This is a genomic window from Thiomicrorhabdus sp. ZW0627 (genome assembly GCF_029767005.1).
GTDB lineage: Bacteria > Pseudomonadota > Gammaproteobacteria > Thiomicrospirales > Thiomicrospiraceae > Thiomicrorhabdus.
This window is the reverse complement of sequence record NZ_JARUQR010000001.1, coordinates 1,186,165-1,200,475: the sequence shown is the minus strand read 5'-3', so window position 1 is coordinate 1,200,475 and position 14,311 is coordinate 1,186,165. Positions and strand designations below refer to the sequence as shown.

Here is a 14,311-nt window from a genome sequence, read left to right as displayed (position 1 = left end):
GATATAAATTTTACTCAGGTGAATCCTATGAAATCCGAACCGCTCTATCCTATACGTGAAGTCTCTCGACTGACGGGTGTAAACTCGATCACTCTTCGAGCCTGGGAACGCCGTTATAAATTGATCGATCCGGTTCGTACTCCGAGTGGACACCGTTTGTATACTCAGGCACATATCGAGCGGATTAATGCGGCCGTCAAACTGACGGAGCAAGGGGTTCCAATCAGCCGAGTCAAGAACTTGCTGGAAAAGGCGACAGCGAGCCAGACGGCACTGATGTCGGTTGAAGACAACGACGCTTCTGCCCTGTTGTTGCAAAAGGCCCGCGATTACGATCCGGTTGGCTTGAAGCAAGCGTTGGATTTTCTGTTTTCCGACTTGCCGGAAGATCTGGCTCTGGAGACCATTCGCGCTGTGACGTTGGAATTGTCCGAGGAGTCGTCCGAATTGGAAGCTTTCTGGACAGCTATGATTTTACCCAGACTGTACTCCAAACTACGTTTTTTAACCCGCGTTCAAAAGACTTATGCGATGAGACGTTTCTGGCTACAGCCAGCAAATGACAAGCCGATGGAAGTGACTTTGTTGTTGGTGGCGATCTGGCTTGCCAGACAAGGGATTTATCCAATCGTACATTTGCACAGTCAATCCAGTGATGCATTCAGTTTTGAGATGTTGGTTAAGTTGCACTGTCAGGGATTGGCGCTGGTGGACGATTCAGGGAACTTTGATGAGCAGGCCTGGTCATCAAAGATCGAGCAATATCCGAAACTGGAACTGCATTGTTTTACCCAACGATCCGGGCCGATGAAGACGGATGAAGCGATCCATGCTGAATATCATGATCTGGAAGCGCTCTTTTGAGCGAATTTAGCCTGATTTTTAGGCGTTTGTATACCAGGATATGTATTTGCGTTAACACTTGTTTTTAATGTGGAAAATAACCTACACTACAATGAGATGTTAAGAAATTTAGCAAAAAATTAAGTTGGGGCGGTTGGAAAATTGGCGATGTGGAAAAAGATCAAAATTTACGTTCTGGTTTATCTTTTGTTCGCCGTCGGAATCGTTACGCTATTCAGTCATTTTTTCTATACCCGTAATACAGATCATATGGATGCCGAAAGTCACTTAGTGCAAGTGACGTATAAGTCTGTCGTCAAAGGCATTCAAAACAGTGCCGAGCTGTTCTATTCCAATATCATCGACCGTCCGGAAAACACCCGGCTTCTCAAACAGGTCTACCAGGCCTCTCCAGAACAACAGCAGGTTTTAAGGGATAAGCTCTATAGCAACCTGATTGATCATTATCGCTCGATGGAGGCGTTCAAGATCAAGCAGTTGCATTTTCATTTGAAGAACAACGACAGTTTTTTGCGTTTTCACCGGCCAAACAAGTTTGGCGACAATCTGAAAGATATTAGAAGTACTGTGGCGTACGTGAATGCGCACCGGAAGAAAATTTCAGGTTTTGAAGAAGGGCGTATTTTCAACGGCTATCGCTTTGTTTTTCCTCTCTATTACGGAGACGATTACGTCGGTTCGGTTGAAACTTCGGTTTCGATGCAAACCATTTTGAATGAAATGGAATTGGATCTGAGTGGACAGGGAAGTTTTATCATCGATAAGGCGGTGGTTGACGATAAGGTCTTCAAATCGGAGCAGTCGAATTACCGCTCAAGTCCGTTTTCGGCCGATTTTTTATATGAAAACAGCATTACGCCGAAAGGCCAATCCAGTCTTGCTGATATTCTCGCTATTCAGGCCTCCAAGACAACGCCGATTAATGATTTGTTGAAGCCGAATCGAGCGGCAACTTATGAACAGCGTTATCAGGGTGAAGACTATTTCTTGACTTTTCTGCCCCTGAAAAATGCCGTCTCGAAACGGACAATCGCCTATTTGATGTTGGCGCATAAGGACGAAAAGCATCACACGCTATGGAGTCAGTTCTTTATCAGCACCTTTTTGAGCTTGTTGTTGGGTGCGGTCATGCTTCGTTTGTTTTATAAGGTCAAATATAACGAAAAGAAATTACGCGAAGCGCAAGATCAGACCAAGCATCAGAATGAATTGTTGAGAAAGGCGCAGCAGGTTGCTCATTTGGGGTATTGGACATTTGATCTTGAAAAAGACCATCTGCATTGGAGTGATGAGGTTTATCGGATTTTCGGCCTTAAACCTCAGGAATTCAAGGCGACCTATGAGGCCTTTTTGGAATACGTACACCCGGATGATCGCGAACTGCTTAACCGGGCCTTTTTGACATCCGTCGAGCATAAAGCACCATACAGTCTTGAGCATCGTATCATTAAGAACGACGGTGAGGTCCGTTACGTTCAGGAAGAGTGTTTGCACCATTTGAATGACAAGGGTGAGATCACCCATTCGATTGGTACGGTTCTGGATGTGACCGATCGGGTCTGGAGTGAGAGGAATATTCAGCTGCTCAAGGAACAGTACCAGTCGTTAGTACAAAGTATTCCGGAAATCGTGTTCCGCTGCAAAATGGACAAGCATTGGACCATGTTGTTCATGAACGATGCGATCGAACAGGTGACCGGTTATCCGGCAAGCGATTTTATCTTTAACCGCAAACGCAGCTGGATTAGTGTCGTTCATCCGGATGACCGTGACGGAATCGAGTTTGTGGAGAACGAAGCTTGCGAGAACGGTGAGACTTATGAGATTGAATACCGTCTGGTTCATAAAAACGGTGACATCGTTTATGTCAAGGAACATGGTAAAGCCGTGACAATGGACAGTGGTGAGGAAGTGATTGAAGGAATCATTTCCGATATTACGTCCGAGAAAATGGCGTTGCTGAAGCTTCAGCAGTTTATCGATACGCAAAGTCAGATCATGGTGGTCGGTAATGCGGAAAGGATGACGTTTGCCAATCAAAGTTTCTTTAAATTCTTCGGGTATGCGAACCTGTCCGATTTTGAAAAGGAAAATAAATGTCTGTGCGATTTCTTCATTCCGCATGAAGAGTTTTTCGACGCTTCTCAAGTGAAGCCGAATCAGAAGGATTGGCTTGAGGCGATTCAAGCTTTACCTGGAAGTAAGCGCATTGTCTTGATGGAGAATACTAATCAGACTCGATTTGCATTTTCGGTGAGCATCAATGCGTTCGATCAGGATTCGTTGATTATCGGATTTAACGACATCAGCGACACCATGAAAGAACATATTGATTGGAAATACCGGGCGTCGCACGATCCGCTGACCGGCAGTTTCAACCGGAATTTCCTGGAAAAGAACTATCAGGAACTGTTCCATGATATGACGCGTTACGGCAAATTGGTCGGGTTGATCTTGTTTGATATCGACCACTTCAAGAACATCAACGATACCTATGGTCACAATCGAGGAGATCAGGTTCTTGAGGCATTGGCGAAATTGATTCAAACCCACGTTCGTGACACGGATCGTTTGATTCGCTGGGGCGGTGAGGAGTTTTTGTTGCTGTTCCCGACAGATTCCTTGGAGTCGGTAGAAGCGTTCGCCAATAAACTTAGAGAACAGATTGAACAAAAGCCCATGGCGAAACTGGCGTTGACTTGCAGTTTTGGGGGCACGGTCGTACAGCAGGATGAAAAACTTAAACAGGCCATTTCGAGAGCCGACAAAGCCTTGTACTACGCTAAGGAACATGGGCGTAATATGACCAAGGTAGAGGGTGTTTAACCACGTTTATTTCGGTATCATAACCTATCGGTAAGTTCTAAAAGGGGTGGGTTATGTCAGAGCTGGAAAACATACCGTACATTCAAATCGGAATCAGTCTTTTGATTCCGTTCGCGATTCTGGCGACGCGCTGGGCGGTGAAAAAACTGATTCTCAATCTGGGGCATGTCAAAGGGGTCCCGGCAGATCGCGCCTATCAAGTCTATCGCTATTTCAGAACTGTCATCACCGTTGTCTGGACGGTGGTGTTATTGGTCGTCTGGGGGGTGAATTACCAGGCTTTGCTGGTGGTGGCTTCTTCGGTATTGGCGGTTCTCGGTGTTGCTTTGGTCGCTCAATGGTCGATATTGAGTAACATCACCGCCAGCATCATCGTTTTCTTCAGCATGCCCGCTAGGATTGGTGACGAAGTGGAAGTCATCGACGGCGTTAACAGTGTCAAGGGCGTCATTACTGAAATCAATCTCTTCAATGTCTTATTGATTGACGAAGACGGCAATCAACTCGCCTATCCAAATAACCTGATTCTTCAGAAACCGGTACGCAAAACTCAGCAGCAAGAAGTTGGGAAACCGGGTAAAATCCTCGAGGCCGCGAGTCGCAGCACTGTGAGTCAACGTATCAAGAATCGTTAGCCATTTTTGTTATGGTTGTTGCGGGGCACATTGCGGCTGGGTCAAATGGGTTCGGTTGGGATCGATCAGAAAGCCGTCAGTCAGTGCGGATCGACCGATCAGCATGGGGTAACGAAAGTGCGATCGATTGACCAGGTTGACGGCGACGGTTTGCCATTGGTGGTCGATGCAGATCTGCATCTTCACCACCGGGCGTTTTTCCACGGTTGCATCCTTGCGCTTGATTGTGGCGCTGCGCAGTAAAGGATAATCCAGAATCTGGTGATCGACGCTGCGAAAACGTACCCAGGTCGTTTGCCCTTTGTCGTGAAACTGAATTTCGGTGGCATGCAGGGATGAGTGGTCGGCACCGCTGTCTATTTTGGCTTCGATGGGGTGGGGGAGCCAATTGACTTGTACCGGTTCAATCCAGCCGAGAATGATTTTAGCAGGCCTGCTTTCAGAAAGTTGGGCAGAAGGTTGATCAACAGGTTGAGCAATGGCCGCTCCGACAACCAAATAAGAAATCAGTCCGATTAACAGGCCGGGTCGGAATGCGCGGAAAGGTTTTGTAAGCGGCTGAGTCATGGATGGGCTGGCCTTGATAATGTTAGGAAGAATGAATGTATGAATTTTGAACGGATTGAACAGGCGTGGCAAACCTTTTTGTCAGAATTGTGGTTGATGGTCGGCGAAGTCGACTTTTATCTTCAACTGTTGGCCGTAGTGGTGGCAGGGGTTTTCGCTTGGTTTGTCAGCAGTAAGAGTAAGGCTCTGCTGGACCAGCGTTTGCAGAAAACACAGCGTAGCGAAAGATGGTTTTCCCAACCGGTCGGCGTCATCAAGGATTTGCTTTGGCCGGTTACAACGCTGTTGCTGCTGGGATTCGTTCAATCGGTATTCGAACAGTCGGGATACCGTTTTGAATTGATTAAGTTCGCGTTCGGACTGGTGTTGTTGGCAACCTTGTTCAGCAGTGTGCATCGGCATGTTAATCAGCTGTTCGTGGCAACCATGTTGAAGTGGGTGATGTTGCCGATGGCAACGTTATATCTGTTCGGCTGGTTGGAGCCGACTGTCACTTACCTGAAAAGTCTGGCGTTTCAGGTCGGTGACATCACCCTATCCGTTTATGCGATTCTTCGCCTGTTGGTGCTTGGGTCGATTCTGTTTTGGTTGGGTCGTTTGTCCAATCAATACGGTCAGCAAATCATTCGTAACAAGCAAAGTCTGGATGTACGCAGTCGAGAGGTATTCGCCAAGTTATTTGAAATTGCGCTGTTTGTGGTGATTTTCCTGCTGCTGCTGAACGTGGTCGGAATCAATCTGACTGCTCTGGCGGTATTCGGTGGCGCCTTGGGGGTCGGGATCGGGTTCGGTTTGCAGCAGATCGCTTCCAATTTCATTTCGGGACTGATTATTCTGCTGGATAAATCGATGGCGATCGGTAACTACATTGAGTTGGAAGACGGCAAGGCGGGCGTATTGAAAAAGATGGGCATGCGCTCCTCGTCACTGGAAACCTACGACGGCAAAATGGTGGTGGTGCCTAACGAACGTTTTATCACCACAACGTTTACCAACTGGACGCATGATGACCCGCGTCAGCGTTATACCTTGGAATTTTCCGTGGCTTACGATTCCGATATTCCCAGCATTCCCGATTTGATTCTGAATGCCGTCAAACAGCATCCTCAGGTATTGATGGAGCCGGAACGGCCGGATTGTGAAATCATTGAATTCGCCGATTCAGGCGTGGTATTTCAGCTGGAGTATTGGATTGAAGGAATCGATGACGGTAAGAACCGCGTTGCTTCGGATTTGTTGATGATCATCTGGAAAACGTTACACGAAAACCAGATTTCGATTCCGTTCCCTCAGCGCGAGGTGCGCATCTTAAACGAAGGAAGTCGGTAGAAACCGGGCAGGCCTGTCGGGAATGAGTTTCCAACAGGCCTGTTGGGTTATTTCTTCTCGTCGTCCGGCACAAATTTAAGTACGTTGCCGTTGATGCAGTAGCGTTTATAGGTCGGTGGAGGACCGTCGTTGAAGACGTGTCCCAGATGGATTCCGGAACTGGCACTGCGTACTTCAATCCGCAACATACCGTGCGAGCGGTCTTCGTGTTCGGTGATCGCGCCTTCCACCGGATTGAAGAAACTCGGCCAGCCTGTCCCGCTGTCGAATTTGGTGTCGCTTCGGAATAGTGCTGCGCCGGTGATCGGATCCACGAAGGTTCCGGGACGCTTCTCATCGAGATGCGAGCCGGTAAATGCGTATTCGGTGCCTTGTTCAAAGGCAATACGCTGTTGTTCCGGTGTCAGTAACTGAAACCCTAACCACTTCCAGAAACGCGGCTTGTCGCCGTTGTAGCCGGTGAAGCGCGACTTCTCTTTTCCGTTTTCAAACAGCACGATGGTTGGTGTGGCGAACAGGGTTTTCTGAAGCTCCCAACCTTCCGGCGGGTTGGTGTTCAATGTGGTTGCCACCGGCACGTCAGACTGCCAGTTATCCAGTACTTCGCGTTTGAAGAGTTTGCAGAATTCGCACTCTTCCGCTTCAAATACGATCAGTTGACGCTCTTGATTCAAATCGGCTGCATTCAGTCTTGGGTGTTGAGGCTTGGCGGCTTGTTCCGAGCCGGGGTAGGCAACGCCGGTTCCGCCTAGACCACAGTAACCGTTAGGGTTCTTTTTCAGGTAATCCTGATGATAGTCCTCGGCTTTATTGTAGTTTCGAAGCTCAGCAATTTCAGTTGTGATTTTAGGGTAACCCGCTTTGGTCAAGGCTTGTTGATAAACATCTCTTGTCTGGATTGCGACGGCTTTCTGAGCCTCGTCATGGTAATAGATGACGCTGCGATAGTTGCTACCTATGTCGTTCCCTTGGCGATCACCCTGGGTCGGATCGTGATTTTCCCAGAATTTGATGAGAATCGTCTGCAGGCTCACCAGAGTCGGATTGAATGTGACCTTGATGACTTCGGCGTGGTTCCGTTCTGTCGCTTTGCCCATTTTTAAGGCACGTTCTTGCCCCAAAACGTCATAGTAGCCGACTTTTTTAAAGTCGCCGCCGGCGTAACCGCTTTCGACATCGACCACACCGGGCACTTCAGACATGCGTTTTTCAGCTCCCCAGAAACACCCCATTCCGAGAACGATGTAGTCGGTTTGAATCTGGCTGTTGACGGTGTCGTTTGAATTCGACATATCAGACTCCTCGGCACAACTTTGCAGGCTGAAAATAAATGGCAAGCAGAATGCAATGAGTAATCGACTTGACCATCTTTTGAAACTATCCATCTCGTTATCCTTATTTTGGTGAAAGGCTCTTCCTATTGCGTATGGCGGCGGGTTAAGCCCGAATTCTGTTTTCAGTATTTCACGCCACATACATTAAGAACGTGATTGGACTGTTTTTGTTTCAAAATAAGTACGATTGAACTTGCTAAATTACCGGTATTTTACCGAAAAACCAACTGAATGACTCGGAATTGGGGCAGATGTTTTATTTAGTGTTCTGAAGGCGCTTCAAGTCTTCAAGTATTTCTGCAACATGGGTTTGAGGATCGACGTCACGATAGATTTTGGCAATGCGGCCCTGAGGATCGATGATGAAACTGTGACGCTTGGCGAAGTGGATAATTTTCAAATCGAGAAGAGCGTCGTATTTGCGGGCAACTTCGCCTTTTGGATCTGACAGCAGGCTGAAGGGGAGTTTGAATTTTTTCGAGAAGGCCTCATGGTCACTGATGTCATCGACGCTGATGCCCAGAATAACCGCCTGTTTCGCAATGATGGCGTTGATGTTGTCGCGAAAGCTGCAGGCTTCCGTCGTGCATCCCGGTGTGTCGTCTTTGGGGTAAAAATAGAGCACCACCCACTTACCTCGGTAGTCGTCGAGACTGTGGGTTTGCCGATATTGATCGGAGAGCGTAAAGTCCGGAGCCATTTGCCCTTCATGCAGTTCGTCGGCGAATGGAGAGGAGCTGAAAAGGAGCATCAATAGGGTGGAAACGATGGATTTCATAAAAACCTTCTTTCACGATACTATAATGACTGGAACGACGCTGAGGTCAATTGAATGGAACTCAATCCGGTTATTAATCTACGCGGATTGACGATTCATGTCAAAGAGGAATGCCAGGAGAGACGAATGCTGCAGCTAAAAAAGTTTCCAAGATTGAAAATTGCGGTATCGGATTGTTTGAAAGGGGTTGAGTGCCGATATAACGGCGGACACGCCCAGGACGATTTCGTAAAGAACCAGTTGTCTGAATATGCTGATTTTGTGCCGTTTTGCCCAGAAGCGGCTGTAATAGGTACGCCGCGTGAAACCATTCGACTGGTCGATGTGAAAGGTCAGGTTCGGGTTTTGGGTAGCAAATCGAATACCGACTATACCGATGGTTTGCAGGCGTACGCCGAGGAAAGGGTGGCGTTAATCCAGCAGCGCGATGTGGACGGTGCGGTCGTTAAGTCCCGTTCGCCAAGTTGCGGTTTGGAGCGCATCAAGGTTTATAGGGAATCGGGAGAGTGGTTTGGCTCCAGCGATCCTATGAGACAGGGGCTGTTTACAGCTCATTTGCAGAAAACGTTGCCGTATTTGGCGGTCGAAGAGGAGGGACGGCTGCAAGACGCATGGTTGCGTGAGAGCTTTGTAATGCAGGTTTTTTCGGCGGCGCGTTGGCGTGAATTCATGGGTTCTGATCCGAGCGTAGCCGATTTTCAGGCGTTTCATCGTGACCACAAGTATTTGTTGTTGTCCAAGGACGAAGCGCTTTACCGTCAGATGGGCCCTATTGCCGCGCAAGCCACCACTGCAAATTTGCATGAGTCGTTGCTTCGGTATTCCGAATTGTTTCATCAGGCGATTGCTGAAAAGGGTCGTCGTGGACAGATGATCAATGTCCTGCAACATATCTATGGTTACTTTAAAAAACAGGCCACGGCAGAAGAAAAGGCGTTTTTTCATGAAAGTCTGGAAGAGTTCCGGCAAGGAGTGATTCCGCTGATTGCGGTGATCAAAATCTTGCAGAACCTTATTCATCATTACGGGTCGGAGTATTTACAGACTCAGGTTTTTTTTCACCCTTATCCGGCGGAGCTGGCGTTGCGTTCCGATACCAGTGCCTACCGTTAGGTTTAATATTTAAGAGAGTTCAATGCTAGAGGAAGCGGTTTTCATTACAGGTGCCGGGCAGCGCATCGGTTTGCATTTGGCGAAGCAGTTTTTGGCTCAAGGAAAGTTTCCCGTGGTGTTTACGTACCGCACGCGGCACGCCGCCGTCGATGAGTTGGAAGCGTTGGGAGCGACCGGAATCCAGGTCGATTTTACCGAGCCTAAAGCGGTCGATGAGATGCTTGCTTTATTGGATATCGAAGTCAGCAGCTTGAGAGCGGTGATTCATAATGCGTCGATTTGGGCGAATGATGAAATGATTGCAAAGGATCCAAGTTTGTATGCGGCCATGTTCCAGCTTCATGTCGAGGTTCCGTACCGTTTGAATCTGGCGCTTGAACCCTATCTGAAGCGTTCGCGCAGCGACTTGAAAGACATCATTAGCTTATCGGATAGTTCTGTTTCCGGTGCAGCCGGAGATTATGTCGCCTATCTTGCGAGTAAAGCCGCATTGCAGGTTATGAGTCGGAACTTTGCCCAGAAGTTCGCTCCGGATATTAAAGTGAATGACATTGCGCCCGGACTGATTATGTTTAACGAAGACGACAGTGACATTTATAAGCAGAATCGTCTGGAGCGTTCGTTGATGGGAATCGAGCCGGGGCCGAATGTTGTTTGGGAAGCGGTTCAATACCTGATGAGCAGCTCCTATACGACCGGGGTCAGTTTGCCTGTGGATGGCGGTCTGAAACTGGTATAAAAAGGGTTCTCTAATAAAATCAATACTTTAATTGTGGGTATTTTATCTGTGAGTATGAGTATTTTACCCTACCGTTTGTGTGGAAAGCTGTGCTATTATCGCTTTAAACAGTTCTTTACGGTAGGTTGTTATGAATCAGCACCGTGTTTTAAGCCAAAGTGATACGCATCCCAGAAAGTGGCCTTTTCTGGTGTTTTGGCTTGGGTTGCTGTTTTTGATTCTTGCCACCTTATCCGTTCTGTATTACTACCAATCCCGGGAAATCGAAAAGCATACTCTTCAACAGCTTGAAGACATTTCCCATTTCAAAGTTGCCCACATCCATTCCTGGTTGAATGAGAGAAAGGGGGATGCCCGTACTTACTCCCAGCATGAGAAATTCATTGAGCAAATACAGCATTTGAAAAAAGACTCTTTTGTCTACGGAGCCATGTTGAGCCGTTTTAAAGCGTTTATCGAAGCCTATGGTTACGACGAAGTGACGCTATTCGATGCACAGGGCCGCGTTCTGATTGACGTGAATGAAAGTGGGAAGGGATCGAATCCTGAAATTCACAATGGGGTTGTTAAGAAAGCCTTGTCTAATCCAGAGGGCGTTAAAACGGAGCTGTTTATCGATCATAAGGATTTTCATCTCGACATTGTTGCGCCTTTGGTCGATAGCGTCGATGTCAAAAGTCCTAAAGTAGTCGGTGTCTTGGTTCTGCATATTAATCCTAAGCACTTCCTAATGCCTTTTATCAAAGATTGGCCTGTCGAAACCCAAACGGGTGAGAATGTTCTGATTGCTCGTTATGGAAATCAGGTGATGAGATTGAATCGCCTTCGCTTTAAGACTGACGGATCAACCGATATCTTCCAATTAAAGCATCCCAAAGAGACGTTGAAGAAAATTTTCCGTAGGTTGGACCAAGGGGATACGGAGGGCTTTTTAAGTATCATCGATTATCGCCATCATCCGGCATTTATTTTTTATCAGAAAATTGATGATACCAATTGGGTTTTAGTAAGCAAAATCGACCGTGATGAAGTTTATAAGCCGCTTTATCAATTGTTGTTCTGGGGTGTCTTGGTCGGAAGTATTGCTTTGATCATGACCGCTTACGGCCTGATGAGGATATTCAATGGTGAGCAGGCCCGGCGTAATGCCGAGCGGATTGAAGAACGTCAGGCCTTTTTGGAAGCCAGTCAGAATTATTTTATTAGTTTGTTTATGAACGCCCCGATCGCCTATCTGTTGCTGAATCGGAAAGGGGATATTTTGGACGTCAATCAGGCTTGGTGTGATCTGTTAGGTTATTGCGTCAGCGACGTGATTGGCAAACATTATTCGGAGTTCTTGTGTTGCGATCTTTCAGTCTCTGATGAAGGTTGTGAACTCTGGTTGGATCACGCAGAGGTGCATCCGGAAGTCGTGTTCTCAATTCGTTGCGGTAATGGCGTAAACCGTCATGTCAGTCTGCATAGCAGTGTTTCGGAAGATATGGTGACGCATGAAGAAAGAATTCACTGTCTGCTGACGGATATTACGGAAAAGCTCCAATATGAAGCTTCACAGAAGAGGATTCTTCAGCGTACACAGGCCTTGTTTGAATTGATGCTCAAGGCACCGAACCTGGACGAGTCGGAACTGTTGAAGATGGCGATGGATAAAATCGAAGCGCTGAGTGACAGCCGGATCGGATTTGTCCATTTCGTCAATGAAGACCAGAACACCATCGAGTTCGTGACTTGGAGCAGTAATACGTTAGACCATCACTGCACGGCGATGTATGACAGCCATTATCCGGTGGAAAAGGCCGGAATTTGGGCAGATTGCGTGCGTAAACGTGAGCCGGTCATCATCAACGATTATGCGACGGTTGAAAATAAACAGGGGGTGCCGGAAGGACATTCCGACTTGAAGCGGTTTGTGTGTATTCCGATTCTGAATCAAGGGCTGGTGAAAATGATCATCGGAGTAGGAAATGCCGATCAGGATTACGATGAATTCGATGTCGAATCGATACAGTTGTTCGGTTCCGAGCTGTATCAAATCGTATTGTTAAAGCGCGCTTATGATGATCTGAACCTGAGTGAGAAAAGGTTCCACGAATTATTCGCCAAGGCACCGGTGGCCTACCAATCTCTTAACGAACAAGGTCAGATTGTGGAAATTAACGAGGCCTGGCTGAGAATGTTCGGCTTTGATATTGATGATGTGGAGAAGGTGGCCGGTCGTTCCATTACCGAATTTATGACGAACTCCCATCAAAACGGTTTTGAACGGGCGTTTTCCCAGTTTCTGAAAAGAGGAAAACTGCATCAACAGTATTTCAGGATTGTGCGTCAGGACGGAGTCGTACGTGATATTGAGGTGACCGGACAAACGTCGTTGACCTATGACAATCACCTGCGTACGCATTGTATGTTGTTGGACATCACAGAAAAGTTGCAAACCGAAAAGTCGTTGAAGTTGTCGGCCAAAGTGTTCGAGCATGCCGGGGAAGGGATTATGGTGACCGATCCTCAGAGACGGATCGTGTCAATCAACCAGGCTTTTACCGATATTTTAGGTTATACAGAAGAAGAAGTTTTAGGGCAGACGCCAAGAATTCTTCATTCCGGGAAGCATCCCGAGGAATTTTACAAGCAGCTTTGGGATGAATTGATTCATAAAGGTTTTTGGCAGGGAGAGATCTGGAATCGAAACAAGAGAGGGGAATTGATTCCGGAATGGTTGACCATCACCGAATTGAAGAACGAGTCCGGAGAAGTGGAAAATTACATTGGCGTGTTTGCCGATATTTCCAAAGTTAAAGCCTCGGAAGCGGAGCTGGATTTTATCTCCTATCACGACGTCATGACCGCCTTACCGAACAGGCAGAAATTCATGGTGAATTTGGAATATGCAATCCAACACAGCAAACGTCGTGAAATGCTGTTTGCGGTTTTGATGCTCGATCTTGATCGTTTCAAGGAGGTGAACGACAGTTTTGGGCACGGTGCCGGAGACGAAGTGTTGATGGATGTAGCTAAAATCCTGAAAGAACATACCCGTGAAACCGATTTCGTCGCACGCTTTGGCGGTGACGAGTTTGCGATTCTTCTCGATGACCTCAAACATGCGGACGATGCGGCGCGCATTGCTCGTAATCTGATTGAGGCGATTTCCGAACCGATTACCTTGACCGGTCAGAAACAGACCGTCAGTGTCGGTTGCAGTATTGGTATCAGCTTGTTTCCCGATCATGGGGACGACCCGGATGTGTTGATGCAGCACGCTGATAGTGCTTTATACCTTTCCAAGCAGAAAAAAAGCGGCAGTTTCGAGTACTTTAATACCGATATGACCCATAAGGCTCAAGAACGTATCTCGATTGAAGTTGAGTTGAAAAATGCAATTAAAAACAATGAGCTGAGGGTTTTTTACCAGCCTCAGATTGAATTGTCGAGCGGCGAGATGATCGGTGCGGAGGCGCTGGTCAGGTGGCAGCATCCGGAACAGGGATTGGTCTCGCCGGCCTATTTCATTGGCGTGGCCGAGGAGTCGGGCTTGATCGCTGATATTGGGGAGTGGGTGCTTAAAGAGACTTGTCGTCAAGTGAAACAATGGTCCGAACAGGGCTATAAGGAACTGGTCTTTGCCGTAAATGTTTCACCGAAACAGCTGGTCTATCGGGACATGCTTGCAACGGTCATGCAGGTCTTGTCGGAAACAGAGCTTCCAGCGGAAATGTTGGAGCTTGAGATCACCGAAAGCGGCCTGTTGACGTTAGGGGAAGACGCGGTTCAGTTGTTCGATCAGTTACGAGGATTGGGGGTGCGTATCGCGATCGATGATTTCGGAACCGGCTATTCCTCGCTTGCCTACCTGAAATCCCTGCCTTTGGATGTATTGAAAATCGACAAACAGTTCGTGGACGATATTCCGCATGACGAAGCGGGGATGCAGATCGTCAACTCCATCATTTCGATGGGCCATAATCTACATCTGTCGGTTTTGGCGGAAGGGGTGGAGACCGAGTTTCAGCGCGAATTCCTGAGATTAAAAGGGTGCGATTATTATCAGGGGTATCTGACCAGCCCGCCGGTTGATGCCCAGCGGTTCGAACGTCAGTTTCTGCAAAAGGACGGCCGGAACTGA

10 protein-coding genes are annotated in these 14,311 nt (G+C 47.5%); 7 read left to right on the top strand and 3 right to left on the bottom strand.

Annotated elements, in window-relative coordinates:
* The first annotated feature begins 27 nt into the window (after positions 1–27).
* The 3 genes from QCB45_RS05695 to QCB45_RS05685 all read left to right on the top strand — a co-directional run bounded on the left by QCB45_RS05695 (position 28) and on the right by QCB45_RS05685 (position 4,325).
* A complete protein-coding gene (locus tag QCB45_RS05695; protein WP_279419881.1) occupies positions 28–864 on the top strand; it encodes a MerR family transcriptional regulator in 837 nt (278 codons plus the stop codon).
* A gap of 147 nt (positions 865–1,011) precedes the next feature.
* Complete coding sequence (locus QCB45_RS05690; RefSeq protein WP_279419880.1) at positions 1,012–3,690, top strand: diguanylate cyclase; 2,679 nt, start codon at positions 1,012–1,014, stop codon at positions 3,688–3,690.
* A gap of 53 nt (positions 3,691–3,743) precedes the next feature.
* Positions 3,744–4,325 (top strand): mechanosensitive ion channel domain-containing protein, encoded by a 582-nt coding sequence (locus tag QCB45_RS05685; RefSeq protein WP_279419879.1) that lies wholly within the window; start codon positions 3,744–3,746, stop codon positions 4,323–4,325.
* 9 nt (positions 4,326–4,334) lie between these two features.
* Here QCB45_RS05685 and QCB45_RS05680 read toward each other — a convergent pair whose 3' ends face one another.
* Positions 4,335–4,892 (bottom strand): RimK/LysX family protein, encoded by a 558-nt coding sequence (locus tag QCB45_RS05680; RefSeq protein WP_279419878.1) that lies wholly within the window; start codon positions 4,890–4,892, stop codon positions 4,335–4,337.
* Positions 4,893–4,931: 39 nt separating this feature from the next.
* Between QCB45_RS05680 and QCB45_RS05675 the strand changes: the two genes are divergently transcribed.
* Positions 4,932–6,221, top strand: coding sequence for a mechanosensitive ion channel domain-containing protein (locus tag QCB45_RS05675; protein WP_279419877.1), 1,290 nt, complete (start codon positions 4,932–4,934; stop codon positions 6,219–6,221).
* A gap of 47 nt (positions 6,222–6,268) precedes the next feature.
* Here the strand turns inward: QCB45_RS05675 and msrA are convergent, their stop codons facing one another.
* The gene (msrA, locus tag QCB45_RS05670; protein ID WP_279419876.1) at positions 6,269–7,513 is read right to left on the bottom strand and encodes a peptide-methionine (S)-S-oxide reductase MsrA; all 1,245 of its coding nucleotides are present in this window, start codon (positions 7,511–7,513) and stop codon (positions 6,269–6,271) included.
* A 298-nt stretch (positions 7,514–7,811) separates the two neighbouring features.
* Entirely contained in the window at positions 7,812–8,333 is a 522-nt protein-coding gene (locus QCB45_RS05665) for a peroxiredoxin (protein WP_279419875.1), read from the bottom strand.
* 126 nt (positions 8,334–8,459) lie between these two features.
* On the opposite strand from QCB45_RS05665, the gene QCB45_RS05660 reads away from it, so the two are divergent.
* The 3 genes from QCB45_RS05660 (at position 8,460) to QCB45_RS05650 (ending at position 14,311) form a co-directional block, all read left to right on the top strand.
* Positions 8,460–9,446, top strand: a complete 987-nt coding sequence (locus QCB45_RS05660) for a DUF1722 domain-containing protein (protein ID WP_279419874.1) — start codon at positions 8,460–8,462, stop codon at positions 9,444–9,446.
* A 22-nt stretch (positions 9,447–9,468) separates the two neighbouring features.
* Positions 9,469–10,185: a dihydromonapterin reductase gene (gene folM / locus QCB45_RS05655; RefSeq protein WP_279419873.1), complete on the top strand. Its 717-nt coding sequence runs from the start codon at positions 9,469–9,471 to the stop codon at positions 10,183–10,185.
* A gap of 130 nt (positions 10,186–10,315) precedes the next feature.
* Positions 10,316–14,311: an EAL domain-containing protein gene (locus QCB45_RS05650; RefSeq protein ID WP_279419872.1), complete on the top strand. Its 3,996-nt coding sequence runs from the start codon at positions 10,316–10,318 to the stop codon at positions 14,309–14,311.